The organism is Pseudomonas sp. NFR16, assembly GCF_900108875.1.
In the GTDB taxonomy this organism is placed as follows: domain Bacteria; phylum Pseudomonadota; class Gammaproteobacteria; order Pseudomonadales; family Pseudomonadaceae; genus Aquipseudomonas.
In genome coordinates this window covers 168,535-191,936 of sequence record NZ_FNYJ01000007.1, presented here as the reverse complement: position 1 = coordinate 191,936, position 23,402 = coordinate 168,535, and the positions used below count along the sequence as shown (strand labels likewise).

21 protein-coding genes and 1 riboswitch are annotated in these 23,402 nt (G+C 60.7%); of the genes, 14 read left to right on the top strand and 7 right to left on the bottom strand.

The window, feature by feature from the left end:
• Window positions 1-66: 66 nt before the first annotated feature.
• Window positions 67-1,752 (top strand): NAD-dependent DNA ligase LigB, encoded by a 1,686-nt coding sequence (gene ligB, locus BMZ10_RS24215; protein ID WP_093468397.1) that lies wholly within the window; start codon window positions 67-69, stop codon window positions 1,750-1,752.
• Between the two features lie 58 nt (window positions 1,753-1,810).
• On the top strand, window positions 1,811-2,230 hold the full coding sequence (locus BMZ10_RS24210) for a DUF1090 domain-containing protein (RefSeq protein ID WP_093468394.1): 420 nt from the start codon (window positions 1,811-1,813) through the stop codon (window positions 2,228-2,230).
• 65 nt (window positions 2,231-2,295) lie between these two features.
• Here BMZ10_RS24210 and BMZ10_RS24205 read toward each other — a convergent pair whose 3' ends face one another.
• The 3 genes from BMZ10_RS24205 to BMZ10_RS24195 all read right to left on the bottom strand — a co-directional run bounded on the left by BMZ10_RS24205 (window position 2,296) and on the right by BMZ10_RS24195 (window position 4,087).
• A complete protein-coding gene (locus BMZ10_RS24205) occupies window positions 2,296-2,718 on the bottom strand; it encodes a c-type cytochrome (RefSeq protein WP_256214576.1) in 423 nt (140 codons plus the stop codon).
• A 128-nt stretch (window positions 2,719-2,846) separates the two neighbouring features.
• Window positions 2,847-3,233, bottom strand: coding sequence for an MAPEG family protein (locus tag BMZ10_RS24200; protein ID WP_093468388.1), 387 nt, complete (start codon window positions 3,231-3,233; stop codon window positions 2,847-2,849).
• Between the two features lie 14 nt (window positions 3,234-3,247).
• Window positions 3,248-4,087, bottom strand: coding sequence for a DMT family transporter (locus tag BMZ10_RS24195; RefSeq protein WP_093468385.1), 840 nt, complete (start codon window positions 4,085-4,087; stop codon window positions 3,248-3,250).
• 231 nt (window positions 4,088-4,318) lie between these two features.
• Between BMZ10_RS24195 and BMZ10_RS24190 the strand changes: the two genes are divergently transcribed.
• The 6 genes from BMZ10_RS24190 (at window position 4,319) to otnI (ending at window position 10,638) form a co-directional block, all read left to right on the top strand.
• The gene (locus BMZ10_RS24190; RefSeq protein WP_093468381.1) at window positions 4,319-5,140 is read left to right on the top strand and encodes a DeoR/GlpR family DNA-binding transcription regulator; all 822 of its coding nucleotides are present in this window, start codon (window positions 4,319-4,321) and stop codon (window positions 5,138-5,140) included.
• Window positions 5,141-5,428: 288 nt separating this feature from the next.
• A complete protein-coding gene (ltnD, locus tag BMZ10_RS24185) occupies window positions 5,429-6,334 on the top strand; it encodes an L-threonate dehydrogenase (protein ID WP_093468378.1) in 906 nt (301 codons plus the stop codon).
• Window positions 6,335-6,344: 10 nt separating this feature from the next.
• The gene (gene otnK / locus BMZ10_RS24180; protein ID WP_093468375.1) at window positions 6,345-7,637 is read left to right on the top strand and encodes a 3-oxo-tetronate kinase; all 1,293 of its coding nucleotides are present in this window, start codon (window positions 6,345-6,347) and stop codon (window positions 7,635-7,637) included.
• Entirely contained in the window at window positions 7,634-8,272 is a 639-nt protein-coding gene (locus BMZ10_RS24175; protein WP_093468373.1) for a 3-oxo-tetronate 4-phosphate decarboxylase, read from the top strand. Before otnK ends, BMZ10_RS24175 begins: the two co-directional genes overlap by 4 nt.
• A gap of 80 nt (window positions 8,273-8,352) precedes the next feature.
• The gene (locus BMZ10_RS24170; RefSeq protein WP_093468370.1) at window positions 8,353-9,813 is read left to right on the top strand and encodes a GntT/GntP/DsdX family permease; all 1,461 of its coding nucleotides are present in this window, start codon (window positions 8,353-8,355) and stop codon (window positions 9,811-9,813) included.
• Between the two features lie 33 nt (window positions 9,814-9,846).
• A complete protein-coding gene (gene otnI, locus BMZ10_RS24165; protein ID WP_093468367.1) occupies window positions 9,847-10,638 on the top strand; it encodes a 2-oxo-tetronate isomerase in 792 nt (263 codons plus the stop codon).
• A 377-nt stretch (window positions 10,639-11,015) separates the two neighbouring features.
• Here the strand turns inward: otnI and BMZ10_RS24160 are convergent, their stop codons facing one another.
• Window positions 11,016-11,420: an acyl-CoA thioesterase gene (locus BMZ10_RS24160; RefSeq protein ID WP_093468364.1), complete on the bottom strand. Its 405-nt coding sequence runs from the start codon at window positions 11,418-11,420 to the stop codon at window positions 11,016-11,018.
• Between the two features lie 200 nt (window positions 11,421-11,620).
• Window positions 11,621-11,733: riboswitch (S-adenosyl-L-homocysteine riboswitch) on the top strand.
• A gap of 20 nt (window positions 11,734-11,753) precedes the next feature.
• Between BMZ10_RS24160 and ahcY the strand changes: the two genes are divergently transcribed.
• From ahcY to BMZ10_RS24140, 4 genes are all read left to right on the top strand, one after another.
• A complete protein-coding gene (gene ahcY, locus BMZ10_RS24155; RefSeq protein ID WP_093468361.1) occupies window positions 11,754-13,163 on the top strand; it encodes an adenosylhomocysteinase in 1,410 nt (469 codons plus the stop codon).
• Window positions 13,164-13,350: 187 nt separating this feature from the next.
• Window positions 13,351-14,196, top strand: coding sequence for a methylenetetrahydrofolate reductase [NAD(P)H] (gene metF / locus BMZ10_RS24150; RefSeq protein WP_093468358.1), 846 nt, complete (start codon window positions 13,351-13,353; stop codon window positions 14,194-14,196).
• A 138-nt stretch (window positions 14,197-14,334) separates the two neighbouring features.
• Entirely contained in the window at window positions 14,335-15,159 is an 825-nt protein-coding gene (locus tag BMZ10_RS24145; RefSeq protein ID WP_093468355.1) for a substrate-binding periplasmic protein, read from the top strand.
• A gap of 229 nt (window positions 15,160-15,388) precedes the next feature.
• Complete coding sequence (locus BMZ10_RS24140) at window positions 15,389-17,278, top strand: RNA helicase RhlE2 (protein ID WP_093468352.1); 1,890 nt, start codon at window positions 15,389-15,391, stop codon at window positions 17,276-17,278.
• Between the two features lie 183 nt (window positions 17,279-17,461).
• On the opposite strand, the gene BMZ10_RS24135 is transcribed toward BMZ10_RS24140, so the two are convergent.
• From BMZ10_RS24135 to BMZ10_RS24125, 3 genes are all read right to left on the bottom strand, one after another.
• Window positions 17,462-18,058 (bottom strand): YceI family protein, encoded by a 597-nt coding sequence (locus BMZ10_RS24135; protein ID WP_093468349.1) that lies wholly within the window; start codon window positions 18,056-18,058, stop codon window positions 17,462-17,464.
• Window positions 18,059-18,090: 32 nt separating this feature from the next.
• Entirely contained in the window at window positions 18,091-18,642 is a 552-nt protein-coding gene (locus BMZ10_RS24130; protein WP_093468346.1) for a cytochrome b, read from the bottom strand.
• A 266-nt stretch (window positions 18,643-18,908) separates the two neighbouring features.
• Window positions 18,909-20,684 (bottom strand): flavin monoamine oxidase family protein, encoded by a 1,776-nt coding sequence (locus BMZ10_RS24125; RefSeq protein WP_093468343.1) that lies wholly within the window; start codon window positions 20,682-20,684, stop codon window positions 18,909-18,911.
• 234 nt (window positions 20,685-20,918) lie between these two features.
• Here BMZ10_RS24125 and BMZ10_RS24120 point away from each other — a divergent pair, with 234 nt between their 5' ends.
• Complete coding sequence (locus BMZ10_RS24120) at window positions 20,919-22,325, top strand: adenosylmethionine--8-amino-7-oxononanoate transaminase (RefSeq protein ID WP_093468340.1); 1,407 nt, start codon at window positions 20,919-20,921, stop codon at window positions 22,323-22,325.
• 197 nt (window positions 22,326-22,522) lie between these two features.
• On the top strand, window positions 22,523-23,242 hold the full coding sequence (locus BMZ10_RS24115; RefSeq protein ID WP_093468337.1) for a 16S rRNA (uracil(1498)-N(3))-methyltransferase: 720 nt from the start codon (window positions 22,523-22,525) through the stop codon (window positions 23,240-23,242).
• Window positions 23,243-23,402 lie beyond the last annotated feature (160 nt).

The following is a 23,402-nucleotide window of genomic DNA, read 5'->3' as shown; positions in this document are numbered from 1 at the left end:
CCCTCAATCGCAGAAGATTTTCAGGCGGCGTAGCCTTCCTCGCTCCTCCCAAGCAAGGACGCTTCGATGCTGCTCTCACTTCGCACACTGGCCCTCTGCGCACTGCCTCTTCTGGCTAACCAGGTCAATGCACAATCCTGCCCCGACTGGTCGCCCTTCAAAGCCCGCAGCGAGATCGCGCTGCAGCAGGCGCAGATCGAAAAATGGGATGACAGCTACCATCGTCAGGGCGTATCGCTGGTGGCTGATGAGCTTTACGACCAGTCGCGCGAGCGCCTGGCCTATCTGCGCAGCTGCTTCGCCCAGTCGCCCGCGACCGAGGATGACCCGCTGAAAACGTCTGGGGGCACGATCGCTCATCCGGTTCCTCACACAGGTCTGAACAAGCTGCGCGACGAGATGGCCGTGCAGGCTTGGCTCAAGGGGCGTACCGATCTGTGGATTCAACCGAAAGTCGACGGCGTGGCCGTGACGCTGGTGTACGAAAGCGGAAAGCTGGTGCAGATGATCAGCCGCGGCAACGGGGTTACCGGTCAGGATTGGGTCGGCCATGCGCACCAGATTGCGTCGATTCCTCATCATCTTGCGTGGGAAAAGACTTTGGTGTTGCAGGGCGAGTTGTACTGGAAGCTCGACGATCATGTGCAGGCCGATGCCGGCAGTCTCAATGCCCGAAGCAAGGTAGCGGGCTTGATGGCACGCAAATTCATCAGCGAAGCCGAAGGCGCCAATATCGGTCTGTTCGTTTGGGACTGGCCAGACGGCCCGACCGCGATGCGCGAGCGACTGGCGGGGCTCAGGGCGCTGGGGTTCGAAGACAGTCTGCGGTTCAGTGAGCCGATCGTGGGATTCAATCAGGCGCAGCGCTGGCGCGACCACTGGTATCGCAGTCCGCTGCCGTTCGCGACCGATGGTGTCGTGATCCGCCAGGGCGAGCGGCCCACCTCGCAGCGCTGGCAGGCGAAGGCGCCTTACTGGATCGCTGCCTGGAAATACCCTTTCGCCCAGGCACTGGCCGAAGTGCGCAAGGTCAACTTCAACGTCGGCCGCAGCGGCAAGATCACTCCGGTATTGGACCTGGTTCCTGTTCAGCTGGACGACCGCAAGATCAGCCGTATCAGCGTCGGCTCGCTGCGACGCTGGGAGGAGCTCGACATTCGCGCGGGCGATCAGGTGGCGATCAGTCTTGCCGGGCTGACGATCCCGCGACTGGACGGCGTGGTCTCGCGCAGTGCTGAGCGTGAGGTCCTGAAGATTCCGGTGACTGCCGACTACCATTCGCTGAGTTGCTGGCAACCGGTCGAAGGCTGTGAAGGCCAATTCCGGGAACGCCTCAAATGGCTCAGCGGCAAGAAAGGACTGGCACTCAGCGGCGTCGGACCGGGCACGTGGGACAAGCTGATAAATGCCGGACATATCAATGGCTTGCTCGACTGGATGACCCTTGATGGTGCACAACTTGCTAACATTCCCGGTCTCGGCCCGCGCAGCAGCGCTAAACTGCTGGAGACTTTCCAGGGCGCTCGCGAACAATCCTTTGTGATCTGGCTCAAAGCGATCGGTTTACCGCCGGCCGCAGGTGCCCCTCTTGGGGATTCCTGGTCGGCGCTCGCCGCTCGCAGCGTTGATCAGTGGCAAGCGCAAAGCGGTGTTGGCCCGGGTCGTGCGAAGCAGTTGCACGCTTTTTTTCAAGACCCGCACGTGCAGGCGTTGAGTGAGCAACTGCGGGAACAGGGTATTCAGGGTTTTTAGTCATTTATGGCCGGACGATTGTGTGCAGCGTCCGGATGTGTGTATTCAAGGAGCGTCCATGAAATTCTTGTCACCGCTGATCATGTTCACCGCATGCGGCCTGCTGGCTGTTCCAGCTTTGGCCGCCGAGCAGGCGCCGGAGTTGAGCGGCTGCGCAGCCAAGCGTCAGGACATCAGCAATCAGATCGAACAGGCCAAAGCCGCCGGCAATGCCAGCCAACAGGCCGGGCTGGAGAAAGCCCTGAGCGAAGCCACTGCCAACTGCACCGATGCAGGGCTGCTCAAACAGCAGGAGCAGAAAGTGCTGGATGCCAAGCGCGAGGTCAGCCGTCGTCAGGCTGATTTGAACAAGGCGATGGACAAAGGCGATCCGGAGAAGATCAACAAGCGCAAAGACAAGCTGGCCGAGTCCCGCAAAGAATTGCAGGACGCACAGGAAGAACTGGAGAAGGTTCAGCCTGACGAAGACGACGAATAGGCGGATCTGAGTAGCGCGGCCGCTGCGCATTCTCCAGCACGGCCATCGGTTGGAGCCGCGCGGGATCAGTGGTCGCGAAACTCTTTATGGCACGCGTCGCAGGCGTCTTCGACGTTGTTCATGGGTGGGATCATGTTCGCAGGCGTCAGCTGCAGTTGCTCGGTGGCGAGCACCAACTCGCCGGTGCGGGTCTCCAGCGCTCTTGCCAGCGTTTGAAATCGCGCCTGTTTTTGCCAGACAGCGTCTTTGGCGCTGGTGTGCTCGGACTCTTTGACGGCAGGAAAATGCTTCCAGGGCTCGTGGGAAAGGGCGTCGAGCTTGACCGCACCGGCTGCGAACGCCGGACCGTCGAAAGGCAGACGCCCTCTCAACATTCCGCCGATGTCTTCGCTGGTTTTCAGCATCTGTTTGAAGACCGCCTTGCGCTGTGCCAGCGGAGAATCCGCGTCAGGCCCATTGCAGCCACTCAACAGCAGCGCAGCTGCCACGATCAGACTTGCCGCTGACCGTGACAAAGCCCTTGAATACGACCTTATGAACTCACTGGATTCTGACTTCATGACGACTACTGACTGAACCGGCACAGCCGTGAAAATCAATACGATTCAAACCCGGATCAGACAGAAACGCCGAACAGGGCAACCACCAGCGCCAGACCGATGAACCACACCAGCGAGCGCAACGCAGCAAGGTCCGCCAGATAGAAGATGATGTAGAGCAGACGTGTCGTCACGAACAGAACGGCCAGCACATCGATGGTCACCAACTGCGCGACGCCTGCGACGTGGGCGATGATCACGCCGGCCGCGAATCCCGGAATCGCCTCGAAGCTGTTTTGCTGCGCGGCGTGAGCGCGGCGAGGGAGACCTTCGAGCTGGTCAAGGAAGTCCCGCGGATTGTGGTTCTGCCGGGCGCCGAATCGGCCACTGCTGAACTTCGCAATCGAGGTGCAGACCAGCGGCAACAGAATCACAATCAAGACGCACCAAAACGCAACCGTCATACCAATATCCTTTTTTAGAATGTGAGCTTCATCAGAAGCATCCCGGCCAGCACCAATCCACAAGCTAAGAGCCGCGGGCCGCCGAAAGGTTCTTTCAGATAACGCATACCGAACAGCACCACGAGCACGACGCTGACCTCACGTAATGCAGCGGCCTGCGCGACCGATCCCAACTGCATCGCCCAGAGCACCAGGGCATAGCTGAACAGCACGCAGAAACCCACGCTCAGCCCCAGTTTCCATTGCTCACGCCAGAACGACATGAACGCTGGGCGCTTGTTGACCACTGCAAGCAGCGGAAAGGGCCACGCGCTGATGAACGTCAGCCAGACCAGGTAATCCAGCGGGGCCACGCCACGCTTGAGTGCCTGCCCGTCAATCCAGGTGTAGCTGCCGATGCACAACCCGATCAGCCCCACCACCGGCAGCATCGACCAAGGCAATCGATCACCGCCGCCGCCCTGCCACAGCAGGCAGATCATGCCGCAAGGGATCAGCAAAATACCGACTATCTCCTGCGCCGTCAGCTGCTCGCCCGCAAAAATCAGCGTAAGCACCAGCACCACCAGCGGCGACAGCCCGCGCATCAGCGGATAGACCAGCCCAAGGTCGCCGACGCGATAAGCCCTGATCAGCAACGCGCGATAGAGCACTTCAAAAAGCGCCGAGGCGACCAGCCACGGCCAGATGTGCAAGGGCGGTGGGGCAACGAACCCGATGGCTAGAACAGCCAGAAAAAACGCCACGGCGTCCATGCTGGCGATGACCAGCAGGCGCTCGCCGCTGAATTTGATGAGTGTGTTCCAAGTGGCATGCAGCAGTGCTGCGATCAGCACCAATGTCGTGGCGAGCAATGACGTCTCCCTGTTAGCGTGGTTCTACGAGCGCGCGTTGGGTCGCGCTGGCCGGAACATCGCGACCTCTCGCCGCGCTGGCGCGACCGAGGATAATGGATTGGCCCGATCGCGACACGTCACGCGTATCGCTCATGTCGCGCTCGCTGCCTGCTGTCACAAGCCACGGGTTTGGCTAAGATGCCTGCCACGACAGCCGACAGCGGCTGCACTTCGATGCCAGGAGCCTGAATGTCCAGCGAAGACGACGCCACCGTCAGCGGCGCAGCACCCATGATTCCCGACCAACGCCGGGAGTTGATGCTTCGCCAGTTGCGCAAACATCAAGTGCTCAGCGTGCATCAGCTGATGGAGATGTTCGATTGTTCGCACATGACCATCCGCCGCGACATCGCCCTGCTCGAACAGAGCGGCCGCGCCTACTCGGTCACGGGCGGCGTGCGCATCGCGAGTCAGGTGCACAGCGAACCCAGTCATCAGTCCAAGGCGGTTGTCGAGCTGCCGCAGAAACAAGCGATGGCCAAGCTGGCGGCAGGCCTGCTGCATCCGGAAATGACGGTCTATCTGGACGCCGGCACCAGCACGCTGGAAATCGTGCCGTACATCGTCGCCTTGTCCGGGATGACCGTGGTCACCAACGATTTTGGCGTGGTCAATGCGCTGGCCGACGCGACGCATGTCGATGTGATTCACACAGGCGGGATGCTCGACCACCCGAACCGTTCGTGCGTAGGCGGCCTGGCGGCGGCGACCTTGCGACAGCTGGCGACTGACGTGGCGTTCATGTCCACCAGTTCCTGGGATCTGCAGCGCGGCACGACAACGCCTTCGGCCTTGAAAGTCGAGGTCAAACAGGCCGCGATGCAAGCGGCATCACGCTGTGTGCTGATTACCACCAGTTCAAAATATGGCACGTTCGGCATGTACAAGATCGCCGGGCTGGAGCAGTTCGACGCGATCATCAGCGACGACGGGCTGGCTCACGGCCCCGCCGAAAGCATCCGCGCCCATGGCGTCGAGTTGATGCTGGCATCCGTCGACAAGCCGCGCTGAATTTGCCTGCACGCCTGTGCAAGCCTGGGCTTGCTCGGGAGTACGAGTGCCGTCAAACCACTCGCTGCTGACTCACTGCGATCGCAGGCCAGCTTAGCTACCACCCATCATGAAGCCTCGGCCTTGCCGAGGCTTTTTGTTTGCGGTCAAAAAATGATCAGTGTTAACTTTTGTTAACTGAAAAAATTACTTCACATTATTCGTTCACAGGTTCACTATCTTTAACAGATCAGAACAAACACCGTTCGAGTGCTGATGAACTTCGGCGCTCAACCCGAGGAGAGACTCATGAATAACAAGAACGTCGGCGTGATTGGTTTGGGTGCCATGGGCCTGGGCATCGCCCGCTCCCTGCTGCGCAGCGGCTTCAACGTTCATGCCTGCGACGTACGCGCAGCCGTCACTGAGCAATTCGCCAGCGAAGGCGGCGTTGCGTGTGACTCTCCGGCCGCCATGGCCGCCGCCTGCGATGTAATCATTACTGTCGTGGTCAATGCCGAGCAGACTGAAACCGTGCTGTTCGGTGAAAACGGCGCGGTCGCTGCGCTCAAGCCAGGCAGTCTGATTATCGGCTGCGCCACTGTCGCACCGACGTTCGCCATCGAGTTGGGCCAGCGCCTGACCGAGAAAGGCCTTCTCTACCTCGACGCCCCTATCTCCGGCGGCGCAGCCAAAGCCGCTGCCGGTCAGATGACCATGATGACGTCCGGCCCGGCAGACTCCTACGCCAAAGCAGACGCCATCCTCAATGGCATGGCCGGCAAGGTGTATCGCCTGGGCGACGTTCATGGCCTGGGCTCGAAAGTCAAAATCATCAATCAGCTGCTGGCGGGCGTGCACATCGCTGCCAGCGCCGAGGCCATGGCGCTCGGTCTGCGTGAAGGCGTCGACGCCGATGCGTTGTATGAAGTGATCACCAACAGCGCGGGCAACTCGTGGATGTTCGAGAACCGCGTGCCGCACATCCTGAAGGCGGACTACACGCCGCTGTCGGCAGTGGACATCTTCGTCAAGGATCTGGGCCTGGTGCTGGATACCGCGCGCGCCAGCAAATTCCCGCTGCCGCTGTCGTCCACCGCGCACCAGATGTTCATGCAGGCTTCCACCGCAGGCTTCGGTCGCGAAGACGATTCCGCGGTGATCAAGATTTTCCCGGGCATCGAATTGCCGACCGCCAAACCAGACAGCAACTGAGAGGCCGCAGATGAGCAACATGATTCCGCGCCCTCTGCTGGGCTGCATCGCCGACGACTTCACCGGCGCCACCGACCTTGCCAACATGCTGGTTCGCGGCGGCATGCGCACCGTGCAGAGCATCGGCATTCCGAGTGCAGACAGCCTGGCCGAGCTGGACGCCGATGCGATCGTGATCGCCTTGAAATCCCGGACCACGCCAGCCGCCGAGGCTGTCGACGAGTCGCTGGCCGCGCTGCAATGGCTGCGTGATCGGGGCTGCGAGCAGATCTTCTTCAAGTACTGCTCGACGTTCGATTCCACTGCCAAAGGCAACATCGGTCAGGTCAGCGAAGCGCTGCTCAACGCGCTGAACAGCGATTTCACCCTCGCTTGCCCGGCGTTCCCGGAAAACGGCCGCACCATTTTCCGTGGGCACCTGTTCGTCCAGGACCAACTGCTCAACGAATGCGGCATGCAGAACCACCCGCTGACGCCGATGACCGACGCCAATCTGGTGCGTGTCCTGCAATCGCAGACCCAACGGACAGTCGGTCTGCTGCGTTACGACAGCATCGCCAAGGGCGTGGATGGCGTGCGCGCCCGCATCGCCGAGCTGCGCGCCGAAGGTGTGGTCATGGCGATTGCCGACGCGCTCTCGGACGCCGATCTGTACACCCTCGGTGAAGCCTGCGCCGACCTGCCACTGCTCACCGGTGGTTCAGGGCTGGCGCTCGGCCTGCCGAACAATTTCCGAAACGCCGGCAAGCTGCGCGATATCGACGCCGCTCGACTCGAGCAAGTCCAGGGTGGCGAAGTCGTACTCGCCGGCAGCGCCTCCGTCGCCACCAACGGCCAGGTTGCCGCGTGGCTCGAGGCCGGCCGCCCTGCCCTGCGTATTGACCCGCTGGCGCTCGCCGATGGCAAGCCGGTGGTTGAGCAGGCACTGGCATTCGCCCGTGACGCCGGCCAGACCGTTCTGATTTACGCCACCAGCAGCCCCGAAGAAGTGAAAGCCGTACAAAAGCAGCTGGGTGTCGAACGTGCCGGCGCCATGGTTGAAGAGGCGTTGGGCAAAATCGCCCGTGGCTTGCTGGATGCCGGCGTGAAACGTTTTGTCGTCGCAGGCGGAGAGACTTCCGGCGCGGTGGTTCAAGCCTTGGGCGTCAGCCTGTTGAAGATCGGTGCGCAAATCGATCCGGGCGTTCCGGCGACGATCAGCAGTGGTCAGCAACCACTGGCACTGGCGTTGAAGTCCGGCAACTTCGGTGGCCGCGACTTCTTCGACAAAGCGCTCAAGCAACTGGCCGGAGGCGCTCAATGACCACTGAAAACAAGCAGCGTGAAGAAATCTGCGAGATCGGCCGCCTGCTGTTCGGTCGCGGCTACACCGTGGGCAGCGCGGGCAACATCAGCGCCCGCCTGGAAGACGGCTGGCTGATCACCCCCACCGACGCGTGCCTGGGACGTATGGACCCGACCGCGATCGCCAAGGTCAATCTGGCCGGCGAATGGGTTTCGGGCGACAAACCGTCCAAGACCCTGGCGTTGCATCGTCAGGTGTACGACCGCAATCCCGGCGTCGGCGGCGTGGTGCACACCCACTCCACTCACCTTGTAGCGCTGACGCTGGCGGGCGTCTGGAAGCCGGACGACATCCTGCCGCCGATCACGCCGTATCAGGTGATGAAGGTCGGCCACATTCCGTTGATTTCCTATGAGCGCCCAGGCTCGCCGAAGGTCGCTGACCAAGTGGCGAAACTGGCCAACAGCGTGCGCGGCGTCATGCTCGAGCGGCTCGGGCCGGTGGTCTGGGAAAGCTCGGTGGCCAAGGCCGCTTACGCCCTGGAAGAGCTGGAAGAAACCGCCCGGCTCTGGCTGATGAGCAACCCCAAACCCGAACCGCTGGACGCAGCGGCTCTGGAAGAACTGCGCCAGACGTTCGGCGTGAACTGGTAATCGCGACAGCGTTGAACGGGGCCGTCGCGACGGTTTCGACGGCCCGGCGATGCCGGAAAACAATAACAACAGGACACCACATGACTCCTTTATTACTGATGATCATTGCCGGAGCCGGCATCGCGCTGTTGCTGCTTCTGGTGCTCAAGTACAAATTCCAGCCGTTCGTGGCGCTGATGCTGGTCAGCATCATCGTTGCACTGGTGGCCGGCGTTAAACCGGCCGATCTGGTCGCAACCATCGAAGGCGGCATGGGCAAAACCCTTGGCCACATCGCGATCATCATCGCGCTGGGCGCCATGATCGGACGGATCATCGAGCTCTCGGGCGGCGCAGAAGCGCTGGCCAGGACGCTGATCAACCGCTTCGGCAACAAGCGCACGCCACTGGCCCTGACCGTCGCAGGCTTCATGGTCGGGATTCCGGTGTTCTTTGAAGTCGGCGTGATCATTCTGATGCCGCTGGCCTACGGCGTCGCCCGTGCCGCGCGCAAACCGCTGCTGATCTTCGCCCTGCCCATGTGCGCAGCTTTGCTGTCGGTGCACGCGTTCCTGCCACCGCATCCGGGCGCCGTTGCCGCTGCCGGACAATTGGGCGCGGATCTGGGGCGCGTGCTGATGTTCGGCCTGCCGATCGTTGCCGTGCTGTGCTTGATCGGCTACGTGATTGCCGGACGCATGACGCGCAAGACCTACCCGATGACCGACGACATCCGCAGTGAAGTCTACGGTCCGCACATCCGTAATCAGGATCTGGTCGACTGGGCGAACAACGACTACTCCAAGACCGCCGACGCGACCCACTCCGGCAAGCAACTGGGCCTGGAAGAAAGCGCCAGCAGCCTGGCCGCACGTTTGCCAAAAGCACCCGCTCCGGGCGCGGGCATCATCATCGCGCTGATTCTGCTGCCTATCATTCTGATCCTGCTGGGCACACTGGCGACCACCATGCTGCCTGCCGACTCCGGCCTGCGCAGTGTGCTGACCGTTCTCGGCGCACCTCTGGTTGCGCTGCTGATCGACACGCTGCTGTGTGCGTGGATCCTGGGTTCGCGTCGCGGCTGGAGCCGCAGTCAGGTTTCGGACGTGATCGGTTCGGCGCTGCCGGGCGTTGCCATGGTGATCCTGATTGCCGGCGCCGGTGGCGTGTTCGGCAAGGTATTGGTCGATACGGGTATCGGCGCGGTGGTGTCCGAAGCGTTGCGCAACACCGGCCTGCCGGTCCTCGCGCTGGGCTTCCTGCTGACATTGCTGTTGCGCGCCGTGCAAGGCTCGACCACAGTGGCACTGGTCACGACCGCCGGTATCCTCAGTCCGCTGATCGCGACCCTGAACCTGAGCGCCAACCACATGGCTCTGCTGTGCCTGGCCATGGGCGGTGGCGGCCTGGCGATGTCGCACATCAACGACGCCGGTTACTGGATGTTCACCAAGCTGGCCGGTCTGAACGTCGGTGACGGCCTGCGCACCTGGACCTTCCTGGTCACCGTTCTGGGCACGCTGGGCTTCCTCATGACCTTGCTGCTCTGGCCTTTCGTCTGACGGCTCCGGCCCTTTTCAAGACAGGAGAAAAACATGCCTCGTTTCGCTGCCAACCTCAGCATGATGTATCCGCAACACGATTTTCTCGCTCGCTTTTCCGCTGCGGCCAGTGACGGTTTCAAAGGCGTGGAATACCTGTTTCCGTACGACTTCAAGGCTGAAGAAATCAAGCTGCGCCTTGAGGACTTCGGCCTGACGCAGGCGCTGTTCAACGCCCCGCCGGGGGACTTCAGTAAAGGTGAGCGCGGGATTGCATCGCTGCCGGGGCGCGAGAGCGAGTTCCGCAGCGGTTTCCAGAAGGCGCTGGAATATGCCGCAGTTCTGGGCAATGACCGGATTCACGTCATGGCAGGTCTGCTGCCCAGTGAGGAGCTGCGCCAGAAGCATCACGCGGTGTATCTGGAAAACCTGAGCCACGCGGCTCAGGAAGCAGCGAAGGCTGGCATTACCGTCTTGATCGAGCCGATCAATACCCGCGACATTCCAGGCTTTTTCCTCAATCGTCAGGATCAGGGTCAGGCCATCCTCAAGGAAGTCGGCGCCGATAACCTGCTGGTGCAGTTCGACTGCTATCACTGCCAGATCGTCGAGGGCGACGTGACCACCAAGCTGCGTCGAGATTTTGCCGGCATCGGGCACATCCAGATCGCCGGCGTGCCGGATCGGCATGAGCCGGACATCGGTGAAGTGAACTATCCGTGGCTGTTCGAGGAAATTGACCGCCTGGGCTACACCGGCTGGGTCGGCTGCGAATACCGCCCGCGTGGCGATACCAGTGAAGGGTTGCAATGGCTGCGGGACTGGAAGGCGCGCAATCCCGGGTAATACACCCTGCCTCCAATGTAGAAGCGAGCTTGCTCGCGAAGCGTCAGATCAGACAAAGTTTTTCGCCTGAAACACCGCCATCGCGAGCAAGCTCACTCCCACCTATTTCGCGGGGTGACACAACCCGGCGAGACACCACAAGCCCTGTGGGAGCGAGCTTGCTCGCGATGGCTGATTTCCAGACGCTGCAACTCCACAGCATGTTCCGGCCTCTTCCCGGCTGAAGCCGGTCCTACTGACGCTGTAAGCTTTTCGTAGGACCGGTCTCAGCCGGGAACGCGTCGGGTATTACGCCGCTGATCGAAGAGGGTGTCAAAGACAGCTGGCTCGCCCCCACAGGTTCCGCATCGATCAAAAATCCGCGTCCATTGCGCGCATCAGCCGTTAATCACTTCTTCCTTGAACTGATCCTTCACGTAGGTGATCTCGGTCTTGCCGTGAGGGGCAGGCAGGCCATCCTCACCCAGGTTCACGAAGACCATTTTCTCGACCGTGAGAATGCTCTTTCGGGTGATCTTGTTGCGCACCTGGCAAGTCAGCGTGATCGAAGTGCGACCGAACTCAGTGGCGGTGATGCCTAGTTCGATGATGTCACCCTGACGCGATGCGCTGACGAAGTTGATCTCGGAAATGTACTTGGTCACCACTCGCTGATTGCCCAGCTGGACGATGGCGTAGATCGCCGCTTCTTCGTCGATCCAGCGCAGCAGACTGCCGCCGAACAGTGTGCCGTTGGGGTTCAGGTCCTCGGGCTTTACCCATTTGCGAGTGTGAAAATTCATGGTGCTCTCCTGTCGTCTGCCGTTTGATGAGGAACATAGTGCCAGCCCGCAACGTTTACCTCCATTGAGCATCGACTATGGTCTTGATTAGTCGCTCGTCATTTATCTGTGTCTGGCCCTTGGGCTGGATCAAAGACGTCGTTATACTCTGCACCGCTTCAAAAAACGGTCATCACCGCTTGATACCGTTTTCCCGCCACCTGTCCGAGGGGCGCTGCAGCAGGCCAGACCTGTCAGGCTCGGATGGGGCGTTGTTTGCTCAAAGCTCACTGCAGCCGGGCAAGCCTTAAACGCACAACGGCGCCCATTCGCACACTACGAATGGAGACTCTTATGAGCGCTGTACTGACGCCCGCCGACTTCAACGATTACAAAGTTGCCGACATTACCCTGGCTGCCTGGGGTCGTCGCGAGACCATCATCGCTGAATCCGAAATGCCTGCCCTGATGGGCCTGCGTCGCAAATACGCCGGCGAGCAACCGCTCAAAGGCGCGAAGATCCTCGGCTGCATCCACATGACCATTCAGACTGCCGTGCTGATCGAAACCCTGGTTGCCCTGGGTGCCGAAGTACGTTGGTCTTCCTGCAACATTTTCTCGACTCAGGATCAGGCCGCCGCCGCCATCGCCGCCGCCGGCATCCCGGTTTTCGCCTGGAAGGGCGAGACCGAAGAAGAGTACGAGTGGTGCATCGAGCAGACCATCCTGAAGGACGGTCAGCCTTGGGACGCCAACATGATCCTCGACGACGGCGGTGATCTGACCGAGATCCTGCACAAGAAATACCCGGCGATGCTGGAAAAAATCCATGGCGTCACCGAAGAAACCACCACCGGCGTACACCGCCTGCTGGACATGCTGGCCAAGGGCGAACTGAAGATCCCTGCGATCAACGTCAACGACTCGGTCACCAAGAGCAAGAACGACAACAAGTACGGCTGCCGTCACAGCCTGAACGACGCGATCAAGCGCGGCACCGACCATCTGCTGTCCGGCAAGCAAGCGCTGGTCATCGGCTACGGTGACGTGGGCAAGGGTTCCGCCCAGTCGCTGCGTCAGGAAGGCATGATCGTCAAAGTGACCGAAGTCGACCCAATCTGCGCCATGCAAGCCTGCATGGACGGTTTCGAGCTGGTATCGCCGTTCATCAACGGTGAAAACGACGGCACCGAAGCCAGCATCGACAAAGCGCTGCTGGGCAAGATCGACCTGATCGTGACCACCACCGGCAACGTCAACGTCTGCGACGCGAACATGCTCAAAGCGCTGAAAAAACGCGCCGTGGTCTGCAACATCGGTCACTTCGACAACGAAATCGACACGGCTTTCATGCGCAAGAACTGGGCATGGGAAGAAGTGAAGCCACAGGTGCACAAGATCCACCGCACCGGCGCTGGCGAGTTCGACCCACAGAACGACGATTACCTGATCCTGCTGGCCGAAGGCCGTCTGGTGAACCTGGGTAACGCCACGGGTCACCCAAGCCGCATCATGGACGGCTCGTTCGCCAACCAGGTGCTGGCTCAGATCTTCCTGTTCGGCCAGAAATACGCCGACCTGAGCCCGGCTCAGAAAGCCGAACGCCTGACCGTTGAAGTTCTGCCGAAGAAACTCGACGAAGAAGTGGCCCTGGAAATGGTGCGCGGCTTCGGCGGCGTCGTGACCAAGCTGACCAAGACCCAGGCCGACTACATCGGCGTGAGCGTCGAAGGCCCGTTCAAACCGCACGCTTATCGTTACTAAAAGCAGCTTTGAGCGGCAAGCTTCAAGCGGCAAGTAAAAGCGACATCGTTGCCCTTACTTGCCGCTTCTGGCTCTTAAATCGTCCAAGCATTTAGCAGCACCAAGTTCTGAGCCACTGGCTGCATGAGCCGGCGCACCGCCCTTCTTGCAGCTTGTAGCTTGTGGCTTGCAGCTGGAGACTCGCTCCATGTCCCAAGACCGTCGCTACAGCTTCGAGTTCTTCCCTACGAAGACCGACGCTGGTCATGAAAAACTGCTTGCCACGGCCCGTACGCTGGCTGGCTACAATCCCGATTTCTTCTCCTGCACTTACGGTGCCGGGGGGTCCACGCGCGACCGCACGATCAACACCGTGCTGCAACTGGAAAAAGAAGTGAATATTCCAGCGGCCCCGCATCTGTCGTGCGTCGGCGACAGCAAGGCCGATCTGCGCGGTTTGCTTGCGCAGTACAAGGAAGCAGGCATCAACCGCATCGTCGCCCTGCGCGGCGACCTTCCCTCCGGCATGGGCATGGCCAGCGGTGAGCTGCGTTACGCCAATGACCTGGTGAGCTTCATTCGTGAAGAAACCGGCAGCCACTTCCATATCGAAGTTGCGGCCTACCCGGAGATGCACCCTCAAGCGCGCAATTTCGAAGAAGACCTCAAGAACTTCGTGCGCAAGGCCAATGCCGGTGCCGACAGTGCGATCACCCAGTACTTCTTCAATGCCGACAGCTACTTCTACTTCGTCGACCGCGTCGAGAAACTGGGCGTCAGCATTCCGGTCGTGCCGGGCATCATGCCGATCACCAACTACAGCAAGCTGGCGCGCTTCTCCGACGCCTGCGGAGCGGAAATTCCGCGTTGGATTCGCAAACAACTGGAAGCCTACGGCGATGACGCGGCGAGCATCCAGGCGTTCGGCGAGCAGGTGATTACCGAGATGTGCGATCGACTGCTGCAAGGCGGCGCGCCTGGCCTGCACTTCTATACGCTGAATCAGGCGGAACCTAGCCTGGCGATCTGGAACAACCTCAAGCTTCCTCGCTGAACACCCCGCAACCGGCTTCAGTGACTCTTGCGATCGCGAGGCGACGCTCTAGCGGCAGGCTCTCAGCGCAATGGGGCCTGCCCGGGGCACTCGGAAACAATGCTTCTATTTCGGGGTCGAGCGTCGTAATCTCGCCCCATGCCTCAGACCTTCCGACTGCTGATCGCCACCCTGCTCGCCTGCCTGAGCCTCAATGCGCTGGGCGAAAAGCTGCGTATCGTCACCGAGCCGTGGTCGCCTTACATCATCGTTGACGACCAGCATGTTTCAGGCCTGGATTACGACACCACGTCCATTGTCTTCCAGCGTCTGGGCATCGATGTTCAGTGGCAGTTCCTGCCGTGGAAACGCTGCCTGATGATGCTCCAGCAAGGTGATGCCGACGGCATTCTGGATATTTTTCAGGCGAGCGAACGCGACAATTTGCTGTTGTACCCGACCGAGCCCATGTCGGACGTCAATTACGTGATGTATCAGGCCAATGCCCGGCCCCATGCTTTCGACAGTCTGGACGATCTGCGCGGGCTGACCATCGGTGTGTCGCCAGGCTATTTGTACAGCCCGGAGTTCGACAGCTCGACGCTGTTCACACGCGAGCCTGCACCCAGCCACGAGGCGAACTTCGGCAAACTGATTCGCGGCCGTGTCGACCTGATGGTGACTGACCGCCTCGTCGGCCAGGCAATCATCGACCAGTTGAAATTGCGCGATCAGGTGAGCCAGCTCCCCGGTGTTGTCAGCCACCGAGAGCAATTTCTTGCATTGCGACGTAACGCTGGCATGGATTTACTGGTACAACGTTTCAGTGCCGAGTTGAAACGCTTCAAACGTGAACCCGCCTACGCGCAGCTGGTAGCGCGCTATACGGGCGAGACACGGGTGGCGCCGGCAACGCACTCTGCGACGCCACCGGCAGCCGGCATCGATAAAACCGTTGAGCAGCATGAAAGCAGCGCGTTGTGATTGCTCTGTTATACTCCGGCGTTCCCGCCAGGCTTACGCCCGGATGCTCGGTCTCACGGAAGACTTCTCGATCACGCCAGCAGCGCATTCTTCACCCAGCGCTCATGCCACGAGTTGAACTTACAGACCCCGACAGGACCGGACGGGATTGCGCTTTCTCACGCCAATCTGCGCCCGGAAGATCATCCCTATTTGGGCCCCTTGGCCCCAACTTAAGACAGGATTACTCATGTCCTTTGCTTCCCTCGGTCTCTCCGAGGCTTTAGTCAGCGCCATCGAGGCTGCTGGCTATACCCAGCCTACTCCGGTGCAACAGCGGGCTATCCCCGCCGTGTTGCAAGGCCGCGATCTGATGGTCGCCGCTCAGACAGGTACTGGTAAAACCGGTGGTTTCGCTCTTCCGATTCTGGAGCGTCTGTTCCCCGCCGGTCACCCGGACAAATCCCAGCGTCATGGCCCGCGCCAACCTCGCGTACTGGTCCTGACCCCAACGCGTGAACTCGCAGCCCAGGTTCACGACAGCTTCAAGATCTACGCCAAGAACCTCAAGTTCGTCAGTGCGTGCATTTTCGGCGGCGTCGGCATGAACCCACAGGTTCAGGCCATGGCGCGCGGCGTCGACGTGCTGGTGGCCTGCCCGGGTCGCCTGCTCGACCTGGCCGGCCAAGGCAGCGTCGATCTGTCCCACGTTGAAATTCTCGTGCTCGACGAAGCCGACCGCATGCTCGACATGGGCTTCGTTCACGACGTGAAGAAAGTCCTCGCTCGCCTGCCTGCCAAACGCCAGAACCTGCTGTTCTCTGCAACGTTCTCGGCAGACATCACGGCCCTCGCCGGCAAGCTGCTGCACAACCCGGAACGCATTGAAGTCACGCCGCCGAACACCACGGTCGAGCGTATCGAACAGCGCGTTTTCCGCCTGCCAGCCAACCACAAGCGCTCGCTGCTCGCCCACCTGATCACTCAGGGCGCATGGGAACAGGTGCTGGTGTTCACTCGCACCAAGCACGGCGCCAACCGTCTGGCCGAATACCTGGATAAACACGGCCTGAGCGCTGTGGCCATCCATGGCAACAAAAGCCAGAACGCGCGCACCAAGGCGCTGGCCGACTTCAAGGCGGGCACCGTTCGCATCATGGTCGCCACCGACATCGCCGCTCGCGGCCTGGACATCGATCAGCTGCCCCACGTGGTCAACTTCGAACTGCCGAACGTCGATGAAGATTACGTGCACCGTATCGGCCGTACCGGTCGAGCCGGACGCACCGGCGAGGCGATTTCGCTGGTCGCGCCAGATGAAGAAAAACTGCTTAAAAGCATTGAGCGCATGACCAAACAGAAGATCGCGGACGGCGATCTGATGGGCTTTGACATCACCGCCGTAGAGGCTGAAAAGCCTGAAGTGCGTGAGCGTCCGGACGTACGCAACCCGCGCAATGCTCGCGGCCCTCGGGGCGACGGTCCGAATGGCGGCGGCGGTGGCGGCGGTCGCAAGGACAAGGGTAAAGACAAGGGCAAGGACAAGCCGGCAGCGTCGGGCGAGCGTCCGGCACGTCCCGCTCGTCAGCAGAAGCCCCGCCAGGGCACGCCGTCTAACGAAGCACGCCCGTCCCAGCCACCCGCACCGCGTGCTGACCGTGCGCCTGACGAGTTCCTGGATGACGAAGTCGACAACTTCGGTAATCGCGCTGACTACGTGAGTCCTTATCAGGGCAAGAACCAGCAAGGCCGCAACCGTCGTCCGGGCGCTCCGGCCACTGGCGCAGCACCTGCGCCACGCGGTCAGGCTCCGGGGCGCAGCGGTCCGCGCAATGGCGGCGCCGGTGCCGCCGCGGGTACAGGCGCGCCAGCCAAGCGTAACGGTCCTCGCAACGGTTCGGGCCGTGATGGTCAGCCGCGTCGCGACGATCAGCCACGCAACCGTCGCCCTGCGCGTGAAGATCAGGCTGCCCGTCAGGAGCCTGCGGTGAAAGGTCCTCGTGAAAACCAGAACCAGCCGAAGATCATGCACAAGGAATCCAAGGTCGACCGCTTCCCGTCGGCCGAGCTGCTTGATCAGTTGCCAAGCCGCCCACGCGGTGAAAAACCTGCCCTGCTGACCCGCAATCGCGAAGGTTAAGCCTGGCTGAAACGAAAACGCCCCGACTGGTTCGGGGCGTTTTTGTTTGTCTGTATGCGCTGCCGCCACAGCCCGGGCACGCTCAGGCTTGGGTTCAGATGGCCGTTAAGCCTTCCGAAACGTGAGGAGCACTCACAAAAACGCCGACCCAAAGGTCGGCGTTTTTTATTGCAGCAGCCCGAATTACTTGGCCTTGACGCCTTCGAACGTGATGTCCAGGGTCATGGTGTCGGACTGTGGACCCAGGTCCATCATCTTGCCGAAATCAGAACGTTTGATGGTGGTAGTACCTTCAAAGCCTGCACGGTAGCCGCCCCACGGATCCTTGCCTTCGCCCAGGAAAGTCGTCTTGACGGTGACAGGTTTGGTCACGCCGTGCAGCGTCAGATCACCCACCACGTCAGCCGTGGTCTTGCCATCGGCGTTCTTGCCGACGTTGGTGATTTTGGTCGACACGAACTTGGCGTCCGGATAGGTCGCGACGTCCAGGAAGTCCTTGCTGCTGATGTGCTTGTTACGTTCAGCATGGTTGGTGTCAACGCTGGCGGTTTTCACGTCGATGCTGATTTTGCTGTCCTCAGGCTTGGCAGCGTCGAAGCTGAATGTGCCGCTCCAGTCCTTGAACGTACCGTAGATGAAGCTGTAGCCCAGGTGGCTGATTTTGAAGTTGATGAAGGCGTGCTGACCTTCCTTGTCAATGGTGTAGTCGGCAGCCATCGCCTGACCAGCCGACAGCAGAGCAGTACCGAGGGCCAATGCAGCAAACGTCTTTTTCAACATGTGTCGTGTTCCTTCTGAGTTGTGAGTGAGCATCAGGCCTTGCGGCCAAGCATACGAACAAGGGTCGCATCACGATCAATGAAGTGATGCTTCAAAGCAGCCAGCCCATGGAGTACGGCAAAAATCACCAGGGTCCAGGCGAGGTACAAATGCACTTCACCGGCAACGTCTGCCTGGTCGGGCAGTCCACTGATCAGCGCGGGCACTTCAAACAGACCGAATACCGGAATCCCCACACCTTCGGCGGTGGAAATGAGGTATCCGGCGAACATGACCAGAAACAGATCCAGATACAGGAACGCATGACCGAGTTTGGCGGCGACCCGTACGAAGCGGCTGTGATTGGCCGGTGCAGCTGGCGGTGGGCTGATGAAGCGCCAGACCACCCGAATCAACATGAACAGGAACAACGTGATCCCAATGCTTTTATGCAGGTCAGGACCCGCTTTACGCCAAGCGTCGTAATAACCCAGGCCAACCATCCACAACCCCAGCGCAAACATTCCGAAAACGGTCAGCGCAACGCCCCAGTGTAGAACGATGCTGACCCAGCCATATCGAGAAGAAGAGTTGCGTAACTGCATGCCGAATATCCTGTAAGAGCCGAGTGAAAGACTAGCGTTTTACCTATCGAAAGAAAGCGCAAAATATTGCTTTGAAATATCAGGAAATCCGATGGAAATCTCCTGTCATATTTTCTTTCGCGCTGCATTAACGCAACGTTATTCCCGAAGTGCGTGGCAGTTCCTGCGCGTGGACTTATCGACTCGCCTTTCAGGCACAGTACTTTTTAGCAGACGAAAAAAAGGCGCGGTAGAAACCGCGCCTTTCTCGTGTCAGCAAGCGCTCATCAATTCTTGCTGTCAGTGGCCGGAGCGGCCGGGGTTGTCGCCTTGGCCGGAGCTTTTTTGGCCGCGTCGGTCTTGGCCGGGGCCTTATGGGTGGCAGCCGGTTTTGCCGGAGCCTTTTTGGCGGGCTCTTTCTTGGCTGGCTCTTTTTTGGTCGCGGCCTTCTTCGCAGGCTCGACCGCCGGCTTGGCTGGCTCCACGGCAGGAGCAGGCGGCGCGACTACCGGAGCAGGTGCAGGCGAAGGAGCGGGAGCCGGTGCAGGCTCTGGCGCTTTTTCAGCCGGTTTCGGCTCGGGTTTCGACCCGCCAAACATGTTCGAGAAGAAGCCGCCGATGCCGCCGCTCTCTTTAGGCGCTGCTTCAGGTGCTTTCGGCGGCGCGACTTTCACAGGCTCGAACGACTTGCCGGCGGCCAGATCCTGCACTTGGCCGGCAGCCCGTTGACCGGTGCGCAGTGCACCTTCCAGGGTGCCCGGGTACAGGCTGTCGGTGTGTTCGCCGGCAAAGGCTACGCGCTGCAAGGGTTTTTCCCACAGACGCCAGTATTTGCTGATCTGGCCCGGACCAAAGGCCAGGTACGCGCCGCCGGTTGAAGGGTCGACGCTGGAGCGTCGGATTTCATAACCGGTGAAAGCGCCACGAGCCTGTGGATAGAAAGCGTGCAGACGAATCAGCACCTGATCCACCAGTTGTTTGTCGCCGAACGCCTGCATGATGCGTGCGTTATCGCCCGACAGATTGATGACCGCGTTGGCGCCGCCTTTCAGTGCAGGCTCAATCCACAGCATGCCCAGGCCCGTGTTGCTGTAGATTTCGCCGGACATGCGCGCCTTGCTGTCCCACACCGGATTCTTGAACTTGAGCATGATCTGGTCATGCCAGCCGTAGTTCGTGCTCTTGATAGCACCCTGGTGCTGAGCATCCAGCGCCGGGGTCAGCTGAATCTTGCTCAACGCGCGCAACGGCACGGCGAGCACGACGTACTCGGCCTCGTAGCCCACCGAACCCACCTTGACGGTGACGCCGTCCTTGTCCTGGTTGATGGCCGAAACCGGCGAGTTGGTCTTGATCACTTTCAGCTGTTTGACGAACTCCTCGGCCAGCACTGCGCTGCCACCGGGCAGGCGTGCCGCACGACGGTCGCGGTCGTCGACGTTGCGATTGACCCGCGACTGCTGTGCGAAATACAGCAACGACAGGCGCGATGGTTCGTCATAGCGCGTACGAATCTGCTGATTGATGAGCTGGCGCGCCGTCGCTGGCAGACTCAGACGGTCCAGCCAGTTGGCCACGTTGATCTGGTCCAGCGCGAAAAGCGTGCTGTTGGCCGCAGGGTTTTCGGGATCGGTGATCGAGCGGGCCATATCGTCCAGCGCCGCTTCGTAGCGTTTGATGGCTTCCGCGGTTGCAGGCTGTTTGGTGGCAAGATCAGCAGCCGAGAAATATTCGCCGTCGATCAGATAGCCCGGTGTGCGCACGAACTCAGGCGCAGGCACAGGTTTAATCTTGAAGCGATCCAGATACTGGTTGAGGACCGGCTGGGCCTTGGCGTTGCCGATCCACTCACTGCCGGCCAGACCCGAGCGGCCGCCCACCGCTGGCTTGGCCTCGAGCAGCGTGACCTGCCAGCCCTTGCTCTGCAGCTCATAGGCGGCCGTCAGGCCCGCCAGGCCACCCCCGACGACAATCGCCGTATGCGGTTTATCAACGGCAAGCGCCGAAGCGCTGACCAGCCCAACCATCACCAGCGCACAGGCGCGCAGCCAACCAGAAAGCATTCAGCGAACTCCGGAATAAAACGGGGGGAATTGTCGGATTTTGTGTCCGATTCTTCGAAGAGCGCGAAGGATACGCCAGCCGCGAAACGCCCGCCAGCAATGTCCGTCGGGCTTGTTTGCGGCGCCAGCAGGCAGCGAAAGAATGCGCTAAAGGTTGTCCCGCTGCCGTCCATTGCATAGGCTTGCGCGATTGTTTGCCCTCGCGCCATGCGAGTCGTCACCAGGAGAATACCGATGGGCCTCAACGATCAGTGGATGCAACGTGACCTCAAGGTCCTGTGGCATCCCTGCACCCAGATGAAAGACCACGAAAACCTGCCGCTGATACCGATCAAGCGCGGTGACGGGGTTTGGCTGGAGGACTTCGAAGGCAAGCGTTATCTGGACGCCGTCAGCTCCTGGTGGGTCAACGTGTTCGGCCATGCCAATCCGCGCATCAATCAGCGCATCAAGGATCAGGTCGACCAATTGGAGCACGTGATCCTGGCGGGCTTCAGCCATCAGCCGGTGATCGAACTGTCCGAGCGCCTCGTCGCCATGACGCCGGAAGGACTGACGCGCTGCTTTTACGCCGATAACGGGTCGTCCTGCATCGAAGTCGCGCTGAAAATGAGCTTTCACTACTGGCTCAACCGCGGCAAACCGAACAAAAAACGCTACGTCACCCTGACTAACAGTTATCACGGCGAGACCGTAGCAGCGATGTCGGTGGGCGACGTGCCGCTGTTCACTGAAACCTATAAAGCATTACTGATGGACACCATCAAGGTGCCCAGCCCCGACTGCTATCACCGTCCCGAAGGCGTGAGCTGGGAAGAACACACGCGCACGATGTTTGCGGTGATGGAGCAGACGCTCGCCGAAAACCACGAGACGGTCGCGGCAGTGATCATCGAGCCGCTGATTCAGGGCGCAGGCGGCATGCGGATGTACGACCCGATCTACCTCAAGCTGCTGCGCGAGGCCTGTGACCGATACGGCGTGCACCTCATCCACGATGAGATCGCCGTAGGCTTCGGCCGTACCGGAACGATGTTCGCCTGCGAGCAAGCCGGTATCCGCCCGGACTTCCTGTGCTTGTCCAAGGCGCTCACCGGCGGTTATCTGCCGCTGGCGGCGTGCATCACCACCGATGACGTTTACGACGCGTTTTACGATGACTACCCGACCTTGCGCGCGTTCTTGCACTCTCACAGCTACACCGGCAATCCATTGGCGTGTGCGGCCGCACTGGCAACGCTGGATATCTTCGAGCAGGACAACGTCATCGAGAACAACAAGGCGCTCGCACAGCGCATGAAGACCGCGACGGCCCACCTGGCCGATCACCCTCATGTGGCCGAGGTGCGCCAGACCGGAATGGCCATCGCCATCGAAATGGTGCAGGACAAGGCGACCAAAACGGCGTATCCGTGGCAGGAACGTCGCGGCCTCAAAGTTTTCGAGCACGCCCTGACCCGAGGTGCGCTGCTGCGTCCACTGGGCAGCGTGGTGTATTTCCTGCCGCCGTACGTGATCACGCCGGAGCAGATCGATTTCCTCGCCGAGGTCGCCAGCGAAGGCATCGACATCGCCACACGAAGCAGCGTGAACGTGGCCGTGAGAGAAAATTTCCACCCGGACTTTCGTGATCCGGGCTGATTGAAATACGCGACTCACTGGGCCGATGATTCCCACGGTCCGCGTGGGAACGACGATCTGGACACTCCGCGTCCGCCTGTGTAGCGCTGAGCGCCACGGGATGCATTGCCACGCGGAGCGTGGGAACGATCAGCATCGCGAGCACGCTCACTCCTACAATGGATCGCAGCATCAATACAATTCACTGAGAAACAACCATGAGACTGTCCCGCTTTTTCATCGATGCCCCGCTGAGCACCGGCGAGCACGAACTGCCCGAGGCCCAGGCGCATTACATCAGTCGGGTTTTGCGGATGTCCGAAGGCGATGCGGTGCAACTGTTCGACGGCTCGGGCCAGGAGTTTCGCGCAACGCTTGCCGAAGTCGGTAAAAAGCGCGTGCGCGTGCAGGTCACCGAAAGTTTCGCCGGCCAGGCCGAGTCGCCCTTGCAGGTGCATCTGGGCCAGGGCTTGTCGCGGGGCGAGCGCATGGACTGGGCGATTCAGAAAGCCACTGAGCTGGGCGTGACGCAAATCACCCCGATCATCAGCGAGCGCTGCGAAGTGCGCTTGAAGGACGAACGTGCCGAAAAACGTCAGGCCCACTGGCAGCAGATTGCGATCAGCGCCTGCGAGCAGTGCGGCCGGTCGGTGGTGCCATTGGTGAACGCGCCGGTGACACTGGCGGGCTGGCTCAAACACACCGAAGCGGACCTGAAGCTGGTACTGCACCCGGTTGCGGAGCCACTGACCAGTCATGAAAAACCGGCCAGCCTGGCGTTTCTGATCGGGCCAGAAGGTGGCTTGAACGACGCCGAGGTGGATCAAGCGCAAGATGCCGGCTTCCACGCCGCCCGCCTGGGCCCGCGTGTGCTGCGCACCGAAACCGCGCCGGTGGTGGCGTTGAGCATCGCGCAACAGCTGTGGGGAGATTTCTAGTTTAGGGATGGCGCCGCCGCACTCCTGTAGGACCCACCTACCGTGCACCACGTAGGACCGGCTATAGCCGGGAACCTGTCACAAATCCCATCGAGAGATTGATGGTGCGCACACCGGCCTCTTCCCGGCTGAAGCCGGTCCTACGTATTACCCGCCTACC

Bases quoted from the DNA above. Each gene is read 5' to 3' on its own strand.
- ligB (WP_093468397.1), top strand. From the start codon at position 67: ATGCTGCTCTCACTTCGCACACTGGCCCTCTGCGCACTGCCTCTTCTG.
- BMZ10_RS24210 (WP_093468394.1), top strand. From the start codon at position 1,811: ATGAAATTCTTGTCACCGCTGATCATGTTCACCGCATGCGGCCTGCTG.
- BMZ10_RS24200 (WP_093468388.1), bottom strand. From the start codon at position 3,233: ATGACGGTTGCGTTTTGGTGCGTCTTGATTGTGATTCTGTTGCCGCTG.
- BMZ10_RS24190 (WP_093468381.1), top strand. From the start codon at position 4,319: ATGTCCAGCGAAGACGACGCCACCGTCAGCGGCGCAGCACCCATGATT.
- ltnD (WP_093468378.1), top strand. From the start codon at position 5,429: ATGAATAACAAGAACGTCGGCGTGATTGGTTTGGGTGCCATGGGCCTG.
- otnK (WP_093468375.1), top strand. From the start codon at position 6,345: ATGAGCAACATGATTCCGCGCCCTCTGCTGGGCTGCATCGCCGACGAC.
- BMZ10_RS24175 (WP_093468373.1), top strand. From the start codon at position 7,634: ATGACCACTGAAAACAAGCAGCGTGAAGAAATCTGCGAGATCGGCCGC.
- BMZ10_RS24170 (WP_093468370.1), top strand. From the start codon at position 8,353: ATGACTCCTTTATTACTGATGATCATTGCCGGAGCCGGCATCGCGCTG.
- otnI (WP_093468367.1), top strand. From the start codon at position 9,847: ATGCCTCGTTTCGCTGCCAACCTCAGCATGATGTATCCGCAACACGAT.
- BMZ10_RS24160 (WP_093468364.1), bottom strand. From the start codon at position 11,420: ATGAATTTTCACACTCGCAAATGGGTAAAGCCCGAGGACCTGAACCCC.
- ahcY (WP_093468361.1), top strand. From the start codon at position 11,754: ATGAGCGCTGTACTGACGCCCGCCGACTTCAACGATTACAAAGTTGCC.
- metF (WP_093468358.1), top strand. From the start codon at position 13,351: ATGTCCCAAGACCGTCGCTACAGCTTCGAGTTCTTCCCTACGAAGACC.
- BMZ10_RS24145 (WP_093468355.1), top strand. From the start codon at position 14,335: ATGCCTCAGACCTTCCGACTGCTGATCGCCACCCTGCTCGCCTGCCTG.
- BMZ10_RS24140 (WP_093468352.1), top strand. From the start codon at position 15,389: ATGTCCTTTGCTTCCCTCGGTCTCTCCGAGGCTTTAGTCAGCGCCATC.
- BMZ10_RS24135 (WP_093468349.1), bottom strand. From the start codon at position 18,058: ATGTTGAAAAAGACGTTTGCTGCATTGGCCCTCGGTACTGCTCTGCTG.
- BMZ10_RS24130 (WP_093468346.1), bottom strand. From the start codon at position 18,642: ATGCAGTTACGCAACTCTTCTTCTCGATATGGCTGGGTCAGCATCGTT.
- BMZ10_RS24125 (WP_093468343.1), bottom strand. From the start codon at position 20,684: ATGCTTTCTGGTTGGCTGCGCGCCTGTGCGCTGGTGATGGTTGGGCTG.
- BMZ10_RS24120 (WP_093468340.1), top strand. From the start codon at position 20,919: ATGGGCCTCAACGATCAGTGGATGCAACGTGACCTCAAGGTCCTGTGG.
- BMZ10_RS24115 (WP_093468337.1), top strand. From the start codon at position 22,523: ATGAGACTGTCCCGCTTTTTCATCGATGCCCCGCTGAGCACCGGCGAG.